This window comes from Pseudomonas sp. KU26590, assembly GCF_026153515.1.
Classification (GTDB): domain Bacteria; phylum Pseudomonadota; class Gammaproteobacteria; order Pseudomonadales; family Pseudomonadaceae; genus Aquipseudomonas.
In genome coordinates, this window is record NZ_CP110644.1 from 990,222 (window position 1) to 1,010,759 (window position 20,538).

The 20,538-nt window shown below is 62.1% G+C and carries 20 protein-coding genes; 9 read left to right on the forward strand and 11 right to left on the reverse strand.

The features are described from left to right. The first annotated feature begins 9 nt into the window (after positions 1–9). The 8 genes from ribBA to OKW98_RS04610 all read left to right on the forward strand — a co-directional run bounded on the left by ribBA (position 10) and on the right by OKW98_RS04610 (position 6,103). Positions 10–1,101, forward strand: coding sequence for a bifunctional 3,4-dihydroxy-2-butanone-4-phosphate synthase/GTP cyclohydrolase II (gene ribBA / locus OKW98_RS04575; RefSeq protein ID WP_265388130.1), 1,092 nt, complete (start codon positions 10–12; stop codon positions 1,099–1,101). Between the two features lie 148 nt (positions 1,102–1,249). Then, positions 1,250–1,726: a 6,7-dimethyl-8-ribityllumazine synthase gene (gene ribE, locus OKW98_RS04580; protein ID WP_037017809.1), complete on the forward strand. Its 477-nt coding sequence runs from the start codon at positions 1,250–1,252 to the stop codon at positions 1,724–1,726. After that, positions 1,723–2,223: a transcription antitermination factor NusB gene (gene nusB / locus OKW98_RS04585; protein ID WP_133776020.1), complete on the forward strand. Its 501-nt coding sequence runs from the start codon at positions 1,723–1,725 to the stop codon at positions 2,221–2,223. Before ribE ends, nusB begins: the two co-directional genes overlap by 4 nt. 37 nt (positions 2,224–2,260) lie before the next feature. Beyond that, the gene (thiL, locus tag OKW98_RS04590; RefSeq protein ID WP_265388131.1) at positions 2,261–3,226 is read left to right on the forward strand and encodes a thiamine-phosphate kinase; all 966 of its coding nucleotides are present in this window, start codon (positions 2,261–2,263) and stop codon (positions 3,224–3,226) included. After that, the gene (locus tag OKW98_RS04595; RefSeq protein ID WP_265388132.1) at positions 3,223–3,732 is read left to right on the forward strand and encodes a phosphatidylglycerophosphatase A; all 510 of its coding nucleotides are present in this window, start codon (positions 3,223–3,225) and stop codon (positions 3,730–3,732) included. The genes thiL and OKW98_RS04595 overlap by 4 nt, the downstream gene beginning before the upstream one ends. An 11-nt stretch (positions 3,733–3,743) precedes the next feature. Beyond that, the gene (locus OKW98_RS04600; protein WP_265388133.1) at positions 3,744–4,535 is read left to right on the forward strand and encodes a substrate-binding periplasmic protein; all 792 of its coding nucleotides are present in this window, start codon (positions 3,744–3,746) and stop codon (positions 4,533–4,535) included. A gap of 106 nt (positions 4,536–4,641) precedes the next feature. Next, positions 4,642–5,259: a GTP cyclohydrolase II gene (gene ribA, locus OKW98_RS04605; protein WP_265388134.1), complete on the forward strand. Its 618-nt coding sequence runs from the start codon at positions 4,642–4,644 to the stop codon at positions 5,257–5,259. A 46-nt stretch (positions 5,260–5,305) separates the two neighbouring features. Beyond that, on the forward strand, positions 5,306–6,103 hold the full coding sequence (locus OKW98_RS04610; protein ID WP_265388135.1) for a cobalamin-binding protein: 798 nt from the start codon (positions 5,306–5,308) through the stop codon (positions 6,101–6,103). A gap of 18 nt (positions 6,104–6,121) precedes the next feature. Here OKW98_RS04610 and OKW98_RS04615 read toward each other — a convergent pair whose 3' ends face one another. The 7 genes from OKW98_RS04615 to OKW98_RS04645 form a co-directional block, all read right to left on the reverse strand. After that, positions 6,122–8,005: a TonB-dependent receptor domain-containing protein gene (locus OKW98_RS04615; RefSeq protein ID WP_265388136.1), complete on the reverse strand. Its 1,884-nt coding sequence runs from the start codon at positions 8,003–8,005 to the stop codon at positions 6,122–6,124. A gap of 196 nt (positions 8,006–8,201) precedes the next feature. Continuing rightward, positions 8,202–10,091, reverse strand: a complete 1,890-nt coding sequence (gene dxs, locus OKW98_RS04620) for a 1-deoxy-D-xylulose-5-phosphate synthase (protein WP_265388137.1) — start codon at positions 10,089–10,091, stop codon at positions 8,202–8,204. Between the two features lie 174 nt (positions 10,092–10,265). Then, positions 10,266–11,153: a (2E,6E)-farnesyl diphosphate synthase gene (ispA, locus tag OKW98_RS04625; RefSeq protein WP_265388138.1), complete on the reverse strand. Its 888-nt coding sequence runs from the start codon at positions 11,151–11,153 to the stop codon at positions 10,266–10,268. Further along, positions 11,150–11,392, reverse strand: a complete 243-nt coding sequence (locus OKW98_RS04630) for an exodeoxyribonuclease VII small subunit (RefSeq protein ID WP_062384761.1) — start codon at positions 11,390–11,392, stop codon at positions 11,150–11,152. Before OKW98_RS04630 ends, ispA begins: the two co-directional genes overlap by 4 nt. A 688-nt stretch (positions 11,393–12,080) precedes the next feature. Continuing rightward, on the reverse strand, positions 12,081–12,734 hold the full coding sequence (nfsB, locus tag OKW98_RS04635; RefSeq protein WP_265388139.1) for an oxygen-insensitive NAD(P)H nitroreductase: 654 nt from the start codon (positions 12,732–12,734) through the stop codon (positions 12,081–12,083). Between the two features lie 28 nt (positions 12,735–12,762). Continuing rightward, positions 12,763–13,962 (reverse strand): L-dopachrome tautomerase-related protein, encoded by a 1,200-nt coding sequence (locus tag OKW98_RS04640; protein ID WP_416148024.1) that lies wholly within the window; start codon positions 13,960–13,962, stop codon positions 12,763–12,765. 61 nt (positions 13,963–14,023) lie between these two features. Next, positions 14,024–15,031, reverse strand: coding sequence for a zinc-binding alcohol dehydrogenase family protein (locus OKW98_RS04645; RefSeq protein ID WP_265388140.1), 1,008 nt, complete (start codon positions 15,029–15,031; stop codon positions 14,024–14,026). Between the two features lie 116 nt (positions 15,032–15,147). Between OKW98_RS04645 and OKW98_RS04650 the strand changes: the two genes are divergently transcribed. Then, on the forward strand, positions 15,148–16,053 hold the full coding sequence (locus OKW98_RS04650; RefSeq protein ID WP_265388141.1) for a LysR family transcriptional regulator: 906 nt from the start codon (positions 15,148–15,150) through the stop codon (positions 16,051–16,053). Positions 16,054–16,267: 214 nt separating this feature from the next. Here OKW98_RS04650 and OKW98_RS04655 read toward each other — a convergent pair whose 3' ends face one another. The 4 genes from OKW98_RS04655 to OKW98_RS04670 form a co-directional block, all read right to left on the reverse strand. Next, a complete protein-coding gene (locus OKW98_RS04655) occupies positions 16,268–17,104 on the reverse strand; it encodes an IS3 family transposase (protein WP_322114177.1) in 837 nt (278 codons plus the stop codon). After that, positions 17,101–17,403, reverse strand: coding sequence for a transposase (locus OKW98_RS04660; RefSeq protein ID WP_241090298.1), 303 nt, complete (start codon positions 17,401–17,403; stop codon positions 17,101–17,103). The genes OKW98_RS04655 and OKW98_RS04660 overlap by 4 nt, the downstream gene beginning before the upstream one ends. A gap of 103 nt (positions 17,404–17,506) precedes the next feature. Beyond that, positions 17,507–19,291, reverse strand: coding sequence for an IlvD/Edd family dehydratase (locus tag OKW98_RS04665; RefSeq protein ID WP_265388142.1), 1,785 nt, complete (start codon positions 19,289–19,291; stop codon positions 17,507–17,509). Positions 19,292–19,355: 64 nt separating this feature from the next. Next, the gene (locus tag OKW98_RS04670; protein WP_265388143.1) at positions 19,356–20,531 is read right to left on the reverse strand and encodes a fumarylacetoacetate hydrolase family protein; all 1,176 of its coding nucleotides are present in this window, start codon (positions 20,529–20,531) and stop codon (positions 19,356–19,358) included. Between the last annotated feature and the right edge of the window lie 7 nt (positions 20,532–20,538).

Sequence of the window (20,538 nt, forward strand, 5' to 3'; positions counted from 1 at the left end):
GGGTGCCGCGTGGCGCTCAACAGCATCGAAGAACTGGTTGAAGACATTCGCCAAGGCAAGATGGTCATCCTCATGGATGACGAAGACCGCGAGAACGAAGGCGATCTGATCATGGCCTCCGAGTGCGTCAAGGCCGAGCACATCAACTTCATGGCGCGTTACGCCCGTGGCCTGATCTGCATGCCGATGACCCGCGAGCGCTGCGAGACCCTGAAACTGCCGCTTATGGCGCAGCGCAATGGTTCCGGCTTCGGCACCAAGTTCACCGTGTCCATCGAGGCCGCCGAAGGCGTGACCACCGGGATTTCCGCCGCCGACCGCGCGCGCACCGTGCAGGCTGCTGCTGCCAAAGGCGCCAAGGCTGACGACATCGTCAGCCCGGGCCACATCTTCCCGCTGATGGCTCAAGCCGGCGGCACGCTGTCCCGCGCCGGTCATACGGAAGCGGCATGCGATCTGGCGCGCATGGCCGGTTTCGAGCCGAGCGGCGTGATCTGCGAGGTCATGAACGACGACGGCACCATGTCCCGTCGCACCGAGTTGGAAGCCTTCGCGGCCGAGCACAACATCAAGATCGGCACCATTGCCGACCTGATCCATTACCGGATGATCCACGAACGTACCGTTCAGCGGATTGCCGAGCAGCCGCTGGACAGCGAACTGGGCCATTTCAACCTGGTGACTTACCGCGATTCCGTCGAAGGTGACGTGCACCTGGCGCTGACGCTGGGCAAGATCTGCGCGGAAGAAGCCACGCTGGTTCGCGTGCATAACATGGACCCGCTGCGCGACCTGCTGATGGTCAAACAGCCCGGCCGCTGGAGCCTGCGCGCCGCGATGAAGACCGTGGCCGAGGCTGGCAGCGGCGTCGTGCTGCTGCTCGGTCACCCGCTCGATGGCGACACGGTTCTGGCCCATGTGCGTGAAACCGCCGGTGGCACACCGATCAAGACGCCGACCACGTACAGCACTGTCGGTGCCGGTTCGCAGATCCTGCGTGACCTCGGCGTGCGCAAAATGCGCCTGATGAGTTCGCCAATGAAGTTCAATGCGATATCCGGTTTCGATCTGGAAGTTGTAGAATACGTGCCCTCCGAATAATGGCCGGCAGGTGACAGGCCCCGACAGCGTTCAGCCGTTGGTGGTTTTTGTCCCTGCAGTCGCCCGATTCGTGGCCTAAAATCCCTGAAAGCGCGCGCCCGATGCGCGCTTTCATGCTCTTTAATACGAGAACACGAGACTCAGCCGAATGACCCTGAAGACCATCGAAGGTACCTTCATCGCCCCCCAAGGTCGCTATGCCCTGGTGGTTGGCCGCTTCAACAGCTTCGTCGTCGAAAGCCTGGTGAGCGGTGCCGTTGATGCCCTGGTTCGCCATGGCGTGAGCGAAAGCGACATCACCATCATCCGCGCACCGGGCGCGTTCGAAATTCCGCTGGTTGTGCAGAAGGTCGCCCAACGCAGCGAGTTCGCCGCCATCATCGCGCTCGGCGCCGTCATTCGTGGCGGCACCCCGCACTTCGAATACGTCGCTGGCGAGTGCACCAAGGGCCTGTCCCAGGTGTCCATGGAGTTCGGCGTGCCGGTCGCCTTCGGCGTCCTGACTGTCGATTCCATCGAACAGGCGATCGAGCGTTCCGGCACCAAGGCCGGCAACAAAGGCGCTGAAGCTGCGCTGTCCGCCATCGAGATGGTCAGCCTGTTGGCGCAGTTGGAGGCCAAGTGATTAACGACGAAAGCGATCAGTTCAACCCGCGTGATCCACGTGCGGCAGACGCTGGCAAGCCATCCAAAAGCGAAAAGCGTCGTGCAGCTCGCCAGATGGCCACTCAAGCCCTGTACCAGCGCCACATGGCGGGTCAGTCGCTAAACGAGATCGAAGCACAGTTCCGCGTCGATAACGATTTCACTTCCGTCGATGCCAGCTATTTCCACGACATCCTGCACGGTGTCCCGGCCAATCAGGACAAGATCGACGCGGCGCTGGCGCCATGTCTGGACCTGACCATCGAGGAGCTGGACCCGGTTGAACTGGCAGTATTGCGCCTGTCGACCTGGGAACTGCTGGAGCGCATCGACGTGCCGTACCGCGTGGTCATCAACGAAGGCATCGAGCTGGCGAAAGTCTACGGTTCGACCGACGGCCACAAGTTCGTCAACGGCGTGCTCGACAAGCTGGCTCCGCGTCTGCGCGAAGTCGAAGTGAAGGCGCACAAGCGCTGAGGCTTCTGGGTTTCTCCAGAACCTGAGCGTTTCCGCCATGGGCGAGTTCGAGCTGATCCGCAATTACTTTGCCGCTGCGCCCTGTGCGCAGCCCGGCGAAGGCGTTGCACTGGGCATCGGCGACGACTGCGCCCTGCTGTCGGTGGCCGCTGGCGAGCAACTCGCGATATCCACTGACACGCTGGTCGCCGGGGTGCACTTCCCCGACGTCTGCGATCCTTTCCTGCTCGGCCAGCGCGCACTCGGCGTCTCGGCCAGCGACTTGGCGGCCATGGGCGCCAGTCCCCTCGCATTTACCCTTGCCCTGACCCTGCCGCAGGTTTCCGCCGACTGGCTGGAAGCGTTCGCACGCGGTTTGAACACCATGGCCCAAGGCTGCGGCCTGCGCCTTATCGGCGGCGACACAACGCGCGGGCCTTTGAGTCTGACCCTCACCGTCTTCGGCACCGTCCCGACCGGGCAGGCCCTGACCCGAAGCGGCGCGCGGCCCGGCGATGTGCTGTGCGTGGGCGGTCCGCTGGGCGACGCGGCCGGGGCGCTGCCGCTGGTGTTGAACCAGCGCAGCACCGAGGCGTCTACCACTCAGGCTTTGCTGGCGCGTTACTGGTCGCCTCAGCCGCAGTTCGAGTTGGGAATGGCATTGCGCGCCAAGGCCAGCGCGGCGCTGGACATCTCCGACGGACTGCTCGCCGATTGCGGGCATATCGCAACGGCTTCAGGCGTACGCTTGCTCGTTGAGCGCGAAAAGGTACCGATGTCTGACGCGCTGCTGAGGTTTTTCGGGCCTGATGCGGCGTTGGATGCGGCGCTTAGTGGGGGCGATGACTACAGACTGGCTTTCACGTTGCCGCCCTCATGGCTGGCTGAACTACAGGCTTCCGGATTGCCTGTTTTCGTTCTGGGTCGAGTGGTCGAAGGTCACGGCGTGGCGCTGATTGACGCACTTGGGCAGGACGTCACCCCGTTGACTCGGGGCTATCAACATTTTCAGGAGACACGGTGACAGATCATCCTAATCAGGTCCCGGCGGAAAACGTTCCCCCGTCGGTATGGACCAATCCGTGGCATTTCCTGGCCTTCGGTTTCGGCTCCGGCACACTCCCCAAAGCGCCCGGCACCTGGGGCTCGATGGTCGCCGTGCCTTTTATTCCGCTGTGGCAAATGCTGCCGGACTGGGGCTATTGGCTGATGCTCGGCCTGACCATGCTGTTCGGCTTCTGGCTGTGCGGCAAGGTGGCCGACGACCTGCGCGTCCACGACCACGAAGGCATCGTCTGGGACGAAATGGTCGGCATGTGGATCACCTTGTGGCTGGTGCCCGAAGGTTGGGTCTGGCTGCTGGTGGGTTTCCTCGTGTTCCGCTTTTTCGACATCCTCAAGCCCTGGCCCATCCACTGGATCGACAAGCACGTGCACGGCGGCGTCGGCATCATGCTTGATGATGTTCTCGCCGGTGTTTTCGCGTGGCTGGCGATGCAAGGGCTGGTCTGGCTGTGGGCCGTGATCTAGGGGCTACGCTCATGAGGCGTCCAGGCGTGGGATGGCTGCTGGGTCTGGCGTTGTTGATGACAAGTGCCTGGGCAACTGCCGACGCGGCAACCCCTGCATCGGTGCCCGACACACCCTCCGACATCCTGCTGGTGAGCGAGCACTGGATTGGCTACACCGAATCCGACGGGACCGGTCTGGGATGGGACCTGATGCGCGAGATATTCGAGCCGGCCGGCGTCAAGGTCGAGCAGCGCATCGAGCCCTACACCCGCGCGGTCGGGCTGGTGCAGCGGGGCGAAGCCGATGCTTGGGTGGCTGCCTACAAGGATGAGGTCGAGGGCACGCTCTACTCGAAGTGGAACTACGACAATGACGAGATTTACACGCTCGGCCTGGCGTCCAAGCCGCTTCCGACCCTGCAGACGCTGGGCAAATATCGCCTGGCCTGGGTGCGCGGCTACGAGTTTCAGCATTATCTGCCCAACGTATTGCACTTCAACGAAGTCCCCCGGCGCGATCACATTCTGCCGATGCTCGAATACGGGCGCGCTGACCTGTACATCGATGCCAAGCCGGAAATGGACTTCATCCTCGCCCAAAGTAACGACCCGCAGCGCTATCGACTGACTTACCTTACCGCCATTCCGTTGTACCTGAGCTTCGCCGACAGCCCTAGGGGCCATGCGCTGCGGGATCTGTTTGACCTGCGGATGGGCGACCTCGTGCACAGCGGCAAGCTGCGGCCGATCTTCGCGCGCTGGAATCACCCCTATCCGTTCGACGCAGACAGTGGTCAGCCCCGCGCTGGCGTTAGCCACTGATCAAACGTGTTGATCTGATTGGCCAACAATTCAGCCTAAGCGTCTGTCGGAACCTGCTGTTACAATGTTGCGAATTTCCAGCCCTCATACAGATCAGGAGCACCCGGTGCCCGTCGTATTTGTCGCGGCTTCCAAGCTGCCTACCCCCTTTGCCACTTTCAAGATGAACGGCTTTCTCGAGCAGGAAAACGGTCGCGAGCATGTCGTGCTGACCCTCGGCGATGTGTCAGATGGCGCTCCGGTGCTCGGCCGTGTGCATTCCGAATGCCTGACCGGTGATGCGCTGTTCAGTCAGCGCTGCGACTGCGGTTCCCAACTTGAAGCGGCAATGCGTGCAATCGCCACCGAAGGCCGTGGCGTACTGCTGTATCTGCGCCAGGAAGGCCGCGGCATCGGCTTGATGAACAAGATCCGCGCGTATGAATTGCAGGACGGCGGTGCCGACACCGTGGAAGCGAACGAGCGCCTGGGCTTCGCTGCTGACCAGCGCGATTACGGCGTTTGCCTGCCGATGCTCGAGCATCTGGGTATCACGTCCCTGCGTTTGATGACCAATAATCCGCGCAAGGTCAACGCGCTGACGGAGATGGGCATCACCGTCGCCGAGCGCGTGCCGCTGCACACCGGCCACAATCCGCACAACAGGCTTTATCTGGCGACCAAGGCCGGCAAGCTGGGTCACATGATGGGCAACGAGCATCAGAGCGAAGCCGATCCGGCGTGATACCTGGCCGCCTGCGCTTTCGTCTGGCGCAGGCTGGACACCCTTGATGCGCCCACTGATTGCCTGCCTGCTGTTGTTGATCGCGTCTCAGGCCGGCGCTGCCCAGCGCGTCGTCAGCCTTGCTCCCTCTCTGACTGAAATCGTTATCGAACTGGATGCCGCCGATCTGCTGGTCGGCGTACTCGACGGCGGCCCGCGCCCGGAAAAAGCAGTGGGCCTGCCTTCGGTGGGTCGATACGGGCAGCTCGACATCGAGCGTTTGCTCAGTTTGCAGCCGGATCTTGTGTTGCTATGGCCCGGCAGCGTCAGCGCGGCACAGCGCGATCAACTGAAGCGCCTGAACATTCCCACCTACACCGCCGAGCCCCACACGCTGAACGAGCTGGCTGATCAGATCGAACAAATGGGCGAGCGCCTTGACCGCGCCGATCGTGGACGGCAGGTGGCGAGGGACTTCCGCCAGCGACTGGTCGCGTTGCGTGGACGCTACCGACGCGAAATCCCTTTGAAAGTCTTTTACCAAGTGTGGGATCAGCCGCTTTATACGGTGGGCGGCGGGCAGATCATCAGCGATGCATTGACCGTGTGCGGGGCGCGCAACGTCTTTGACGACCTCAAACTGCCGGCGCCGCAGGTGAGTCTCGAGTCAGTGCTGCAACGCGATCCAGACGTGATTCTGGCCAGCGATGCTGCATTGCTGCCAGCATGGAAAACCTGGTCGCAGTTGAAGGCCGTGAAAGCCGGTCGCCTGATTGCCGTGCCCGATAAAGGCCTCGAACGAGCCAGCGGGCAGATGGTGGGCGCGGTAGCGAAGCTGTGCAGCGTGATAGCGCCAGAGCGCTAGATCAAGCGGGCTATAAACCTACAGCTCCGGCGTCCAGGTCACGCCAAGCATCCACGTCCGACCCTCTTCGCGATAGCCGTAATTGCTGCCATCAAAGCTGTACAGCGTGCGGCTGTAGCGTTTGTCCAGGGCGTTATCCAGCTTGAATTCCAGCTTCACTTCGTCGCTGGCTTTCCAGCTGCTGCGCAACCCGAACAACGCATAGCCGCCGATATGCTGGGTATTGGCCTCTTCGTTGTAGCTGTCGCTGACCGCCTTCCAACTGGCGCCGACGCCGAGGCGATCGAACTGGCGATCAAGATCGAGGTTCAGGGTGCGGCGGGCGCGGCGGTTGAGCGTATGCCCAGTGTCACGGTCACGCGGGTCGATGACCGAGCCGCCGAGCTTGCCGGTCCAGCCGAACAATTGCTGCTCAAACGACGCTTCGAAACCATTGATCCTTGCCGAACCAATGTTCTGAGGGCGAAAGTCGCTGTCGAGGGCAATCGCATCCTGAAGATCAGTGCGATAGAGCGAGGCTTCAAGCCGGGCCGTTTCGCTCAGGCGAGTGCGCCATTGCAGCTCGTAGGTTTTGGAGTGCTCGGGCTTGAGATTCGGGTTGCTGAAGTCCGGGTAATACAGATCATTGAACGTCGGCGCGCGGAAGCCTTCGCTGTAGGAAAGCAGCACGTCGTTGGCGTCATTGAGCGGAACGATGAGGGTGCCACTCCACGTGTTCTGGCTGCCGAACTGCTCATTCTGATCGTGGCGCAGGCCCAGTTCGGTGGAGAAGTGCTCGCCTTTGAAGCGATGCTGAATGAACGCCGCGCGGTTCCAGCGGCTGTCCTCGTCGAACGCTGTGCTGCTGTTGACGCGGTCTTCGTACCAATCGCCACCCAGCATCAGGCTGTTGCGGTCGTCCAGCGTCAGGTCGTTCTGCCAATTGACCGAGTCGCGGTAGGTGTTGAACACGTAGTGATCGTCGCTCAACTTATCCAGCGTCTTCTCGCGGTTCTCGCTGTGGCCCAGTTCCAGGCGGATTTTCCAGGTCTGGTTGATGCGGGCGTCGACGTAGGTGCCCAGGCTGCTCAGGTCAAACTTGCTGTATTGCTGCTGCCCCACCGTATTGAACGTGACCGGGTCGAACACACCGAACGGGTTGTCGAACTCGGTCTTGCCCCGATTATCCAGCCCGTTGAAGCCGACTTCCACGTCGTCGTTGAGCCAGTGGCTGAGGTTCAGGCTCAGTGATTTGTTGCGGTAGGCGTCGTGGTCGTCATCGCTGGCGAAGGACGGGCCGGTGCGGTCGATGCCGGCCGTTTCATCCAGGCTGGTGCTGAGGTTGAAATGCGTCTGCTGATCGCCGCCCGACAGACCGAGGCTCTGCTGCTGCGTGCCGCGATTGCCGAAACCCGTATGCAGGCGCGCCTGGAGGCCTTGTTCGACGCCGCGTCGGGTGAAGATCTGGATCACGCCGCCAATGGCGTCAGCGCCGTAGATGACCGAACGTGACCCGCGCAGCACTTCCACGCGCTCGATCTGCTCCACGTCGAGGTATTGCAGGTTGCTGTCCGCAGAAGTGGCGTTGGCAATGCGCTGGCCGTCCACCAACACCAGCGTCTGCGCGGCCTTGGTCCCGCGAATGAAAACTCCCGGCAGACTGCCCCGGCCGCCGCTGGGCGCCACTTGCACACCGGGCACGCGACTCAGCAGGTCGGTGACGCTGCCGGGTTGCAGCCGCTCGATGTCGGCGCGGGTGAACACGGTGTTCGCCGCAGTACTGGCGTCCCGCTGCTCGACCTGGCGGTTGGCGCTGATGAGCACGCTGTCCAGCTTCAAGGCGCTTTCGCGATCAGGCTGATCGGCAAAGGCCTGGGTGGCGGGAATGAGGGAGAAGGCGAGGGCGAAGCGGGAAGGGGTCATCTTATTGATCGCAAACCTGTAGGAGCGCCACCCCGGTCACTCCCACAAGTCTGTGGTTGGCCGAGTCAGTTGGTTTGACAGGTCACTGTAGGAGCGCGCTTGCCCGCGAAAGCGATCTGTCTGTTGCAAGCGTCTCAACGGATAGAACGCATTCGCGGGCAAGGTGGAGCGCCACCCTGGTCACTTCCACAAAAAACTACATCTTCAGCAGGCGCTGGTTGATCGACGCTTCAATCCCGGCAGCATCCAGCCCGCATTCGGCCAGCATCTGCGCCGGCTTGGCGTGCTCGACGTACACATCCGGCAGACCCAAGTGCAGCACCGACTTGAGAATGTTCTCCCGCGCCAGGAACTCGCTGACCGCCGCACCCGCGCCGCCCATGATGGTGTTTTCTTCGATCGTCACGAGCAAGTCGTGGCTGCCGGCCATTTCGCGCACCAGTGCCTCGTCCAGCGGTTTGACGAAACGCATGTCGACCACGGTTGCATCGAGCTTCTCAGCCACAATCAGCGCCTCGGTCAACTGCACACCGAACACCAGCATTGCAACTTTGCTGCCTTGACGACGAACCACGCCCTTGCCGATTTCCAGCGGGTCAAGACTGCTCTCGATCACGGCATCGGGGCCATTGCCGCGCGGGTAACGCACAGCGGCGGGGCCTTTGAACAGGTAACCGGTGGTGAGCATCTTGCGCAGTTCGTTTTCATCGCTCGGCGTCATGATCAGCATGCCGGGGATGCAGCGCAGGTACGACAGATCGAAACTGCCGGCGTGGGTCGGGCCGTCTTCGCCCACCAGGCCCGCGCGGTCGATGGCGAACAGCACGTCCAGATTCTGCACGGCAACGTCATGAATCAGTTGATCGTAACCACGCTGCAGGAACGTTGAATAAATCGCCACGACCGGCTTGGCGCCTTCACAGGCCATGCCCGCGGCCAACGTTACTGCGTGCTGCTCGGCGATGGCGACGTCGAAATAGCGCTCCGGGAAACGTTCGCTGAACGCGACCAGGTCCGAGCCTTCTTTCATCGCAGGCGTAATGCCGACCAGACGTTCGTCCGCTTCGGCCATGTCGCACAGCCACTGGCCGAACACGCCGGAATACTTGGGGCCGCCGGCTTTTTTGGGCACGACAGGGGCGTTCAGCGGGTCAAGCTTGGTGATCGCGTGATAGCCGATCGGGTCGACCTCGGCCGGTGCAAAGCCCTTACCTTTCTTGGTGACCACGTGCAGAAACTGCGGACCCTTGAGGTCGCGCATGTTGCGAAGGGTGGCGATCAGGATAGGCAGGTCGTGGCCGTCGATAGGGCCGATGTAGTTCCAGCCCAGCTCTTCGAACAGCGTGCCGGGTACCAGCATGCCTTTGGCGTACTCCTCGGTGCGGCGGGCGATTTCCCACGCGCCGGGCAGACGCGACAGCACTTTCTTGCTGCCTTCGCGCATGCTGGTGTAAGTGCGGCTTGAGAGGATTTTCGCCAGATAGTTCGACAGCCCGCCGACGTTGCGCGAGATCGACATATCGTTGTCGTTGAGGATCACCAGCATGTCGGCGCTGACTTCGGGCGCGTGGTTCAGCGCCTCGAAGGCCATGCCGGCGGTCAGTGCGCCGTCGCCGATCACAGCAATGGACTTGCGCTCACTGCCTTGCAGCCGGGAGGCGATCGCCATGCCCAGCGCGGCGCTGATAGAGGTGCTGGAGTGACCGACGCCAAAGGTGTCGTATTCGCTCTCGCCGCGACGCGGGAATGCCGCCACACCGCCTTTCTGCCGCAGGGTCGACATCTGCTCGCGACGACCCGTGAGGATCTTGTGCGGGTACGCCTGATGACCGACGTCCCAGACCAGCCGGTCGTCGGGGGTATCGAAGACGTAGTGCAAGGCCACGGTCAGTTCGATGACGCCGAGGCCGGCGCCGAAATGGCCGCCAGTCTGGCCAACGGTATAGAGCAGCTCCAGGCGCAGTTCGTCCGCCAGGGCTTCAAGCTCTGCTTCACCTAAGCGGCGCAGGCCGTCCGGCGTCGCTGCCTTATCGAGCAGCGGCGTTGACGGGCGCTCGCGGGGAATCTCTTTGAACGTCGTGGGCATCAGGCGAATCGTTATAAGTAAAAGAGGCGGCAGTTTACATGATGCATTGCAGGCTGCGCACGATGTGCAGCAATGCGATGTTCAGGGGTAACGATTGCCGGCGAAATCGGGTAGCCGCGCAAGGCCGCTTGCGCCCGATAAGTGCTATGACCTGCGCCAAGTTGCAGCGTTCGACTAGTGGCGGCGCTCGACGATATAACGGGCCAACGCGCGTAAGGGCTCCGCGGCCCCGTCGAACGGTCGCAGCGCCACGAGGGCCTGATCGCGCAACTCAAGGGCGTAATGCTTGGCTTCTTCCAGGCCCAACAGCGCCGGGTATGTCGGCTTGTCGCGAGCGATGTCGGCGCCCTGGCGTTTGCCCAGCGTGGCGGTATCGCTTTCGACGTCGAGAATGTCGTCCTGCACCTGAAACGCCAGGCCGATGGCGTGGGCGTAGATCTGCAGCGAATCGAGCTGGACCTGGGTGGCGTTGCCGCTGGCCAGAGCACCGAGCCTGACGCTGGCCTCGATCAGTGCGCCGGTCTTGTGCCGATGCATGAACTCCAGCGCCTTCTGGTCAAGCTTGAGCCCGACCGAGCCCAGATCGATGGCCTGTCCGCCGACCATGCCGGCAGGGCCGGATGCACGGGCGAGGGTGGCGACCATTTTCAGCCGGGTCTCGGCGTTCTGCGGGGTGAGGGCGTTATCGCTCAGCACGCTGAAGGCCAGGGTCTGCAGACCGTCGCCGGCGAGGATCGCACAGGCTTCGTCAAAGGCTTTGTGGGTGGTGGGCAGGCCGCGACGTAAATCGTCGTCGTCCATGGCCGGCAGGTCGTCGTGCACCAGCGAATACGCGTGGATCAGCTCGACGGCGCAGGCCGCGCCGTTGGCGTGCTCGGCATTGCCGCCCAAGGCTTCGCACGCGGCGTAAACCAGCAGCGGGCGCACGCGCTTGCCGCCATTGGTGACGCTGTAGCGCATGGCGGCGTAAAGGCGGGTCAATTCAGGGGCGGGCGCATCGAACAGAGTCTCCAGCGCCGCGTTGACGCGAGCCTGGCTGAGTGCCTGATACGCCGCGATCATTCCGGCTGTTCCGCGTCGAACGGCTCTTCGGCCAGTTCGCCGTCGCGCTCCAGCAAGACCTGCACCTTCTGCTCGGCCTGGGCCAGCGCGCTCTGGCACTCGCGGGTCAGGCGGATGCCTTGTTCGAAGGCGGTGAGTGAGTCTTCCAGCGACAGCTCACCGTTCTCCAGACGCTCGACGAGCGTTTGCAAATCCGTGAGGGACTGTTCGAAATCCAGTGCAGCTTTCTTGCGGGCCATGGCGGCTATCCCGGTAGACATTAAACCGGCGCGACACTAGCAGAGCGTTGGCATCGGGGCAAATGGGAAGGGTGGGGCGGCTGAAGCCTTGCTGCCGCTGCGCGCCAGATCGCGGGACAAGCCACGCTCCTACAGGAAAGTTTTTTCATCCTCAATCCTTCTTCTGACCCCGATATGTGGGAGCCGGCTTGCTGGCGAACGCGCTGTGTCAGCAAATAGAGATGTATCTGACCCAATGTGTTCGCCAGCAAGCCGGCTCCTACGGATCTGTGCACGGCGCAGGTTTCAGTGTTAACGCCAATTCACTGTAGGAGCGCGCTTGCCCGCGAAGGCGCCATATTAGTCAACCCATGGTCGCCTGAAGCGGCGGGATCGCGAGCAAGCTCACTTCTGCAGGTGTGCGGCGGGATTACAGGAAGGTGTTTCCACCTCAACCCGTCGCCTGACCCCAATCCGTAGGAGCCGGCTTGCTGGCGAACGCGCTGTGTCTGCAAATAGAGATTTATCTGACCCAACAGGTTCGCCAGCAAGCCGGCTCCGGATCTGTGCACGGCGCAGGTTTCGAGTATTAACGCTAATTCAGTGTAGGAGCGCGCTTGCCCGCGAAGGCGGCATTTCAGTCAACGCATCGTCGTCTGAAGCGGCGGGATCGCGAGCAAGCTCACGCCTACAGTTGTGAGCGACGGGTTTACAGGAAGGTAAACACCGTCTCGGCCGGCAGGCGTGATTTCGGCAGTTTGGCGTTGAAATCACTGTCGCTGCGGTAGCCCAGGCTGGCCACGACCAGGCTGGTGAACCCCTTGTCACGCAGGCCCAGTTCTTCGTCGAGCTTCTTGAAATCGAAACCTTCCATCGGCGTCGCGTCCAGTCCCAGCGATGCCGCGCCCAGCAGCAGCGTGCCCAGCGCCAGATAGGTCTGCTTCTCCATCCAGTGCTGCACGTCCTTCTGATCGAACTTGTGCATGTTCACGTAGCCACGACGGCTCTTGTCTTGACCAGCCTTTGCCTCATCGTTGGCAAAGCGCCCGTCAGTCGCTTCCTGGGCCAGTACTGCTTCAAGGTGAGATTCAGGCATCTCGGTGCGGGTGCAGAACACGATCACGTGGGAGGCATTGAGCATCTTCGCCTCGTTGTAGACAAAGCCACCCTCGGCCGACTTGGCCACGCGCGCTTTGCCCTGCTCATCGGAGGCAACGATGAAGTGCCAGGGCTGCGAGTTCACCGACGACGGGCTGTGACGCAGTTGTTCCAGCAACTCGTTAATCGTCTCCTGCGGGATCTTGCGTGAGGCATCGTAGGCTTTGGTGGTGTAGCGCGATTTTGCGAGCGAGGTCAGTTGCATGATGAAGCTCCGAAATGGGGAAACTGAATCAACGGGTCGGCGCAGGTGCGGCGTCGATCTTCACCCGCAGCAGGCTGTAGGGCTTCTCGCGCAGATCCTTGCCATCGTGGAAACCGGCCTGGCGCTGCAGCTGGTTGGCGGTGAAATACAGATAGCCATCGGGCCCGACCGACAAGGTGTCAGGCCACAGCACACGAGGGTCGTGAACGATGGTCTGCCAGCTGCCGTCGGCCAGGCGTTTGCGGATGCCGTTGTGTTCGTAGTCGCCGGCGTAGACCGCGCCGTTGGCATCGGCTTCCAGACCGTCCGAAGCGCCTTTTTCGCCGAGGTCTTTGACCGCAGCGTTCAGTTGCGCCTCGCTCACGCCGGCATCACGCAGCATCGCAGCGGGCACGGCAAACAGGTGGCGGCTGGAAAGTGCGCTGAAATACAGCGTCTTGCCGTCAGGGGACAGGGCGATGCCATCAGACGCAACGGCCATGGTTTTCAACTTGCCGTCCGGGCCTTTGGTGACCAGTGCGGTTTGGCCTTCGACCACCGGCTTGAAGTCAGGATCGGCCGAAGTGGATTTTGCGCCGCTCAAGCGACGGGTCGCCTCGCCGCTGGCGATGTCCATGACGATGATCGCGCCGGGCCCGGAGACCGACGAATCCGTCACGTACACCGTGCCTTCCTTGCCCGCGCGGAAATCAAAGCGCATGTCGTTGACGTAGGTGCTCGGCAGAATGACGTTGGCCGGAAAGACCAGCGTCTTGACCACTTTGTTACTGGCCAGATCAACCGCCACCAGCTTGGCGCCGCCGGCTTTTGGCGCGGCGAAATTCGGTGCAGCGGTGTCCAGCAGCCAGATGCGGCCCTGACCGTCGGCGACCACGCTCTGCACGCTAATCAGCCCTTTGGCCGGATCTTTGGGGTCTTCTTTGTTGATGGCTGCATCCGGATAGGCGACCACTTTGCCGTCACGGATTTCACCCACGGTAAAGGGCACGTCGTCGCCCCAGTGCGGGTAATTGACGAAGATGCGTCCGGCTTCCGTGACGGTCACGCCGGTGGGCATGGCGTCGTGGAAGGTGAACACCTGCTCAAGCTGACCGATGGTTTTCTCCGCCGGCGCGTTGGCGGGTAGGGCGGTGGCGGTGGTTGCGATCGTGGCAGCGATACCGGTCTGGCTGATCAAGGCGACTGACAGGGCCAGTGCTGACAACATCATGTTCTGTTTTATGGACACAAACGGCTCCCGGCCTGCAGCAGCAGGCCATTCAAATAATGGAAACAGGTGATTCTCAGGGTTAGAAACCTTCGAGGACGATCTTGCCCTTGGCCTTGCCGCTTTCGATCACGGCGTGGGCGCGGCGCAGGTTTTCAGCATTGATCGCGCCGAAATGCTCACCGAGGGTGGTCTTCAGCACGCCCTGGTCGATCAGGTCGGCGACGCGATTGAGCAGTTCATGCTGGGCAATCATGTCCGGCGTTTCGTAGAGCGAGCGGGTGAACATCAGTTCCCAGTGCAGCGACAGGGCCTTACGTTTCATCGGCACCACGTCGAGGGATTTCGGGTCATCGATCAGCGCCAGTTGGCCTTGCGGTTTCAGGGCCTCAATCAGCTGCGTGAAGTACGAGTCGGTGTGGGTCAGGCTGGCGACATGGCTCACCTGACCGACGCCGATCTGATTCAGTTGCTCGACCAGCGGCTGGCTGTGATCGATGACGTGATGGGCGCCCAGGCGTTCGACCCATTCGCGGGTTTCCGGGCGAGACGCGGTACCGATCACGGTCAGTTTGGTCAGTTGGCGGGCCAGCTGCACCAGTATCGATCCGACCCCGCCCGCAGCACCGATGATCAACAGGCTGTCACCTTCGCCGCCACCTTCTTCAACGCCCAAACGGTCAAAAAGCAATTCCCACGCGGTGATCGAGGTCAGCGGCAATGCGGCGGCGTGGGCGTTGTCGAGGGTCTTGGGTTTGTGCCCGACGATGCGCTCGTCCACGAGGTGGAATTCGCTGTAGCTGCCAGGGCGGGCGATGGAGCCGGCGTAGAACACTTCGTCCCCGGCTTTGAACAGCGTGACGTCGCTGCCCGTGTCACGAACCACGCCCACTGCATCCCAGCCGACCACTTTAGGTTCGGTGGCGGCAGAGCCGGCGCGGATTTTGGTGTCGACCGGGTTCACCGAAATCGCTTTGACTTCGACCAGCAGATCCCGAGGGCCGGGTGTTGGCTTGGGCAGGTCCATGTCGAGCAGCGCGTTGGGGTCTTCGATGGGCAGACCGTGTTGGGTGAAGGCGACGGCTTTCATGGCGATCTCTCTAGTCAGTGGACAGAAGGTGGCTAAAACGTTGGACCCATCTTGTTCTTGTTCGTCAGGCAGAAAAACCCGCAGAATCCGGCAACACTTTCACGGCTGGAGTGAAAATGATACGAATCGACGACCTGACGCTGTTCGTTCGCACCGCCGCTTTGGGCAGCTTTTCCAATGCCGCGCGGGAAGTGGATCTGTTGCCTGGGCAAGTTGCGGCGGCCATCAAGCGCCTCGAGCGCGAGCTGGATATCCGCTTGTTTGCTCGTTCGACGCGCAGCTTGCGCCTCACCGCTGAAGGCGAGCAGTACCTGCCGACCGCCCAGACGGTGCTCGAAGCTTTAAGGGATGGCCGGGAAAAGTTGCAGCGGGAGAGCGCCGAGCTGCAAGGCACGCTGCAGGTGGCGGCGCCTTCGGACCTCGGGCGAAACATGCTGCTGCCCTGGCTGACGGACTTTCGCAGTCAGCACCCGGCGCTGAATCTGCGCCTGTTTATCTCCGATCAAGTGGCCGATCTGTTTCGCGATCCGGTGGACGTCGCGATTCGCTACGGCGTGATCGAAGACGCGAACTACATCGCGTTGGCGCTGGCGCCGTGGAATCGCCGGGTGCTGGTGGCATCGCCGGAGTATCTGGCGCGCAAGGGCCGGCCCGTTGTCTCGGACGACTTGCTGCGCCATGAGTGCTTGCTGTTCACCCTGGCGGGGCGGGTGTACGACAAATGGCGGCTCGGTGGGCGGGTGTTCTCGGTGTCAGGCCCGTTGCTCACCGATGACGCTGATCTGGTGAGGCGCTGGGCGGTGGCGGGGCAGGGCGTGGCGTACAAGTCGTGGCTGGATGTCTGCGAAGACGTGCACGCCGGGCGGCTGGAACTGTTGCTGCCCGATTACCCGGGCGAGCCGACCCCGCTCAACCTTGTTTGCCCGCACCGCAAGCAATTTTCCCCGGCGGTGCAGCAGCTGCATTCGTTGTTGAAAAACCGTTTCGCCGGCATGGAGAAGGGGTTGCCGGCGTTGTTGTGAGTACTGCCCAACCCTCTGCGTCCATGGCGCAACTCTCGGCACAATGATGTCCCTGTAGGAGCGTGGCTTGTCCCGCGATCGGCTGCAAAGCAGCCGTAAATTGACTACCTCGGGAAACCTTCCACACCGAGATGACAGGTTTTGCGACGACTTCGTCGCCGATCGCGGGACAAGCCTGAACTGGTCAAGTAATTCTGGACACCCGTCTAGGTTTTCAAGCTGCCGCCCGCTCCGCAGTTACAGGCGACCGGTAGCCGTCGTAGCTGTGGGGGCGACGGTTGTTGTAACGCATGACATAACGCTGCACGTCCAACTGTGCTTCATGCGCTGACGAATATCCTTCTTTAGGCACCCATTCCGATTTCAGGCTGCCAAAAAATCGCTCCATCGGGGCGTTATCCCAGCACTCGCCTTTGCGACTCATGCTCTGTCTCAAACCATGGGTCACCAGCTCATTGCGGAATTTATGGCTGGTGTACTGACAGCCCTGATCCGAGTGAAACAGCACGTCCTTAGGGCGCCCGCGAAGCTCAACCGCCATTCTCAATGCCTCACAAGTCAGCGAAGCGTCGGGCGTCATCGAAAAGGACCAACCCACAATCCTGCGTGCAAACAAGTCGAGCACTGCAGCGAAATACATCCATTGCTTACCCACTTTTATGTAAGTTACATCCCCGCACCAAACAGTATTGGGGGCATCCACATCAAACTTGCGTTTGAGCAGATGCGGCGCCACCAATGCCTCGACCCCTGAAGATTTGTATTTGTGCGGGCGACGCTGACAGCTCACGACCCCTGATTCACGCATGAGAGTGCGGGCCATGTACCGGCCAACCTGATGCCCTTCGCTGCGAAGGTCACTGGCCAGCGTTCTTGCCCCCGCCGATCCCCGCGACTCCTTATGAAATCTGACTAACAAAGTTCTAAGCCTCGCACGGGTGCGGTTGACGACGCCCTGGCGCTGGCGCCAGGCGTAAAAACTGCTGCGGTTGACTCCCAACGCGCGGCAACAATCGTGAACGCCGTAGTGCTCGCCCAGCTCGCTGATCAGTTCGAATGATCTTTGGAGTCCGAAAGCAGGAGAGCACTGGCCTTTTTTAGGATTTCGATATCCCGGTCCTTCTGCCTGAGCAAGGTCTTGAGTCGCTGTATTTCCTGTTGCTCGGCGGTAATCGCCTTGGCACCCACAGGCGTCGCGCCTTGGCGCTCCGCACGCACCTGTTCGACCCAGCGACGCAGCGCGGTTCGGCCAATGCTCAGGTTGTCGCAGACTTCAGGGACCGATTGTCCCTCGTCCAGCACCATGGCCGCTGCCTTGAGTTTGAATTCGTTCGAGTAAGAAGTACGCATGCCCATAACACCTCGGATTTGGGCGCTATCTTAGCGCCCGATTGAGATGTCCAAAATCATTAAGCCAGTTCAGCCACGCTCCTACAAGAGCGCGCGCGGCTGCTCAATGGGAATGCCGCGGCTCGCCGCTTCGCGCGATCACCCGCAAATGCAGGGTCGCCGGCTCCAGACATCCGCCAGTGGACAACTGCCCGACCAGCTGCCGATACAGCTCCTGCCACGGGGTTTGTGAGGCCGGCATCTTCGGCTCAAACAGCGCGCGGCGTGCGGCCATTTCTTCGTCGCTGACCAGCACGTTGACGCTGCGGTTGTTCAAATCCACCCGCAGCCGGTCGTTGGTTTTCAGCAGCCCAAGGCCGCCGCCCACCGCCGCTTCCGGCGACATGTTCAGGATCGAAGGGCTGGCCGAGGTGCCGCTCTGCCGGCCATCGCCCAAGCAAGGCAGCGAATCGATGCCCTGTTTGATCAGTGCAGACGGCGGCGCCATGTTCACCACTTCGGCGCTGCCGGGATAACCGACCGTGCCGGCGCCGCGGATCACCAGAATGCAGCGCTCGTCGATTTCCAGCGACGGGTCGTTGATCCGCGCGTGGTAGTCCTCCGGGCCCTCGAACACGATGGCTCGTGCCTCAAAGCTGTTCTCGGCGCCCGGCTCGGACAGATAGGTCTTGCGGAACGCCTCGCCCACCACCGACATCTTCATGATCGCGCTATCGAAAAAGTTACCGCTCAGCACGATGAAACCGGCGCGGTGTTTGAGCGGGTCTTCGTACGGACGGATCACGTCGGTGTCGTGGGCGACGGCGTTGCGCACGATGTCGCCGATGGTTTTGCCGGAGACCGAGCCGCAGTCTTCGTGCAGCTTGCCGGCCTTTTGCAACTCGTGCATCACCGCCGGCACGCCGCCTGCGCGGTGGAAGCCTTCGCCCAGATACTTCCCGGCCGGCATGCAATTGACCAGCAACGGCACGTCTTCGCCGATGCGCTGCCAGTCGTCGAGACTCAACTCGACGCCCATGTGTCGGGCGATGGCGATCAGGTGCGGCGGGCAGTTGCTCGAAGCACCCAGCGCCGAGGCCACCGCGATCGCGTTTTCAAAGGCTTCGCGTGTCATGATTTGCGAAGGCCGCACGTCTTCACGGACCAGATCGCAGATGCGCTTGCCGGTCATGTAAGCCATCTGTCCGCGCTCCCGGTACGCCGCCGGAATGCTCGCGCAACCCGGCAGCGACATGCCCAGCGCTTCGGCCAGCGCATTCATCGAAAGCGCGGTGCCCATGGTGTTGCAGTGGCCCACCGACGGCGACGCGGCGGTGGTCATTTCCATGAAGCCTTCGTAATTGATCTCGCCTGCGGACAGCAGATTGCGCGCATGCCAGAGCACCGTGCCAGAGCCGATCAGCTCGCCTTTGTGCCGACCGTCGAGCATCGGCCCGCCAGACAAGACAATCGACGGCAGGTCGGTGGTCGCCGCTGCCATCAGGCAGGCCGGTGTGGTTTTGTCGCAGCCGGTGGTGAGGACGACGCCATCCAGCGGGTAGCCGTGAAGAACTTCCACCAGTCCGAGGTACGCCAGGTTCCGGTCCAGGGCGGCGGTCGGGCGGCGGGTCTGCTCGGCCATCGGGTGCACCGGGAACTCCATCGGAATCCCGCCCGCATCGCGAATGCCGGCTTTGACCCGCTGGGCGAGCTCAAGGTGATGACGGTTGCAGGGCGCCAGATCAGAGCCTGTCTGGGCGATGCCGATGATCGGTCGGCCCGATTGCAGCTCCTCGCGGGTCATGCCGTAGTTCATGTAACGCTCGACGTACAGCGCCGTCATGTCAGCGTGTTCCGGATCATCGAACCATTGCTGGCTGCGAAGCGGGCGTTTCGGCGTGTCGGACATGGGTCGGGTCTCTCTTGGAATTAGGGGGTGTGCGTCGCGCTGGCAGAACGCGTTTCCTGCCGGGCTATAACAAACCGCGCACGGCGAGGTTGCGCAGCAGCGCGCCGACGCCGAATGTCCACGGCGCCGCGTCACTGCTGTGGGTCACCTCATTGTGCAGGCCGCCGAACAGGCTGCTGCTGATACTGACCTGATCGCCCAACTTGTGGGTAAAACCTCCGCCGGCATGGTCACGGTCTGCGGTCGGGGCGAAGAGGGTGCCGAGAAACAGCAGGAAGCCGTCCGGGTATTGATGGTTGGCGTTGAGCGCCTGGCCAGCGATGTCGGCCGGATCGCGGCTGATCTGTGACATTGAGCTTGAGCCCTTCATCACGTAACCGTCATCGCCTTTTACCTGCAGATCGACCACACAGTTGCGCACGTCATCGAGGGAGAAGGTTTCGTCGAACAGCCGAATGAACGGGCCGATCGAGCACGAGGCGTTATTGTCCTTGGCCTTGCTCAGCAGCAGCGCGCTGCGGCCTTCGAAGTCGCGCAGGTTGACGTCGTTGCCGAGGGTCGCGCCGTGGATCTGCCCGCGACTGTTCACCGCCAGCACCACTTCCGGCTCGGGGTTGTTCCATTCCGATTTCGGATGAATGCCCACCTGGCTGCCGCTGCCCACTGCCGCGAGCACGGGTGCTTTGGTGAAAATCTCGGCGTCTGGCCCGATGCCCACTTCAAGGTACTGCGACCACATGCCTTGCTCGATCAGCAGCGCCTTGAGTTGGCTGGCTTGTTCGGAGCCCGGCTTGATGTTTCGCAGGTTGTCGCCGATGGCGTTCTGCACGATGGCGCGCACGCTCTCCGCCTTGGCCGGGTCCCCCGCCGCCTGCTCCTCGATCACCCGTTCGATCATGCTCGCGGCGAAGGTCACCCCTGCGGCCTTGATCACTTGCAGGTCCGCGGGCGCCAGCAGGTACGGCTTGTTGGGATCAGGTGTTGCAGTCGAATTCGCCAGCAATTCTTCGAGGCTGGCGACGCGCGTGCCATGGGCTTCGCGAACGGCGGCCAGCGGTGATTCCAGCTCCAGCAAGTCGCTCAAGGTGGCGAAGCTCGACGAAAGATCGAACACCCCGTCGCTGCGCAACACCACGGGCGACGGGCCGCCGACTTTTCCGGGTACCCAGGCGCGGCCGATCAATGTGCCATTCAGGCCATCGGCGGGGAGAGTGTTATCGGGGGTGAGCTGGATAGGCATGGTGAAG

What these genes read in the sequence shown, in the direction of transcription:
- OKW98_RS04600 (WP_265388133.1), top strand. Translation starts at nt 3,744, where the DNA reads ATGAGGCGTCCAGGCGTGGGATGGCTGCTGGGTCTGGCGTTGTTGATG.
- nfsB (WP_265388139.1), bottom strand. Translation starts at nt 12,734, where the DNA reads ATGCAACTGACCTCGCTCGCAAAATCGCGCTACACCACCAAAGCCTAC.
- OKW98_RS04615 (WP_265388136.1), bottom strand. Translation starts at nt 8,005, where the DNA reads ATGACCCCTTCCCGCTTCGCCCTCGCCTTCTCCCTCATTCCCGCCACC.
- OKW98_RS04610 (WP_265388135.1), top strand. Translation starts at nt 5,306, where the DNA reads ATGCGCCCACTGATTGCCTGCCTGCTGTTGTTGATCGCGTCTCAGGCC.
- ispA (WP_265388138.1), bottom strand. Translation starts at nt 11,153, where the DNA reads ATGATCGCGGCGTATCAGGCACTCAGCCAGGCTCGCGTCAACGCGGCG.
- thiL (WP_265388131.1), top strand. Translation starts at nt 2,261, where the DNA reads ATGGGCGAGTTCGAGCTGATCCGCAATTACTTTGCCGCTGCGCCCTGT.
- OKW98_RS04670 (WP_265388143.1), bottom strand. Translation starts at nt 20,531, where the DNA reads ATGCCTATCCAGCTCACCCCCGATAACACTCTCCCCGCCGATGGCCTG.
- OKW98_RS04660 (WP_241090298.1), bottom strand. Translation starts at nt 17,403, where the DNA reads ATGCGTACTTCTTACTCGAACGAATTCAAACTCAAGGCAGCGGCCATG.
- ribE (WP_037017809.1), top strand. Translation starts at nt 1,250, where the DNA reads ATGACCCTGAAGACCATCGAAGGTACCTTCATCGCCCCCCAAGGTCGC.
- dxs (WP_265388137.1), bottom strand. Translation starts at nt 10,091, where the DNA reads ATGCCCACGACGTTCAAAGAGATTCCCCGCGAGCGCCCGTCAACGCCG.
- OKW98_RS04650 (WP_265388141.1), top strand. Translation starts at nt 15,148, where the DNA reads ATGATACGAATCGACGACCTGACGCTGTTCGTTCGCACCGCCGCTTTG.
- OKW98_RS04665 (WP_265388142.1), bottom strand. Translation starts at nt 19,291, where the DNA reads ATGTCCGACACGCCGAAACGCCCGCTTCGCAGCCAGCAATGGTTCGAT.
- OKW98_RS04645 (WP_265388140.1), bottom strand. Translation starts at nt 15,031, where the DNA reads ATGAAAGCCGTCGCCTTCACCCAACACGGTCTGCCCATCGAAGACCCC.
- OKW98_RS04630 (WP_062384761.1), bottom strand. Translation starts at nt 11,392, where the DNA reads ATGGCCCGCAAGAAAGCTGCACTGGATTTCGAACAGTCCCTCACGGAT.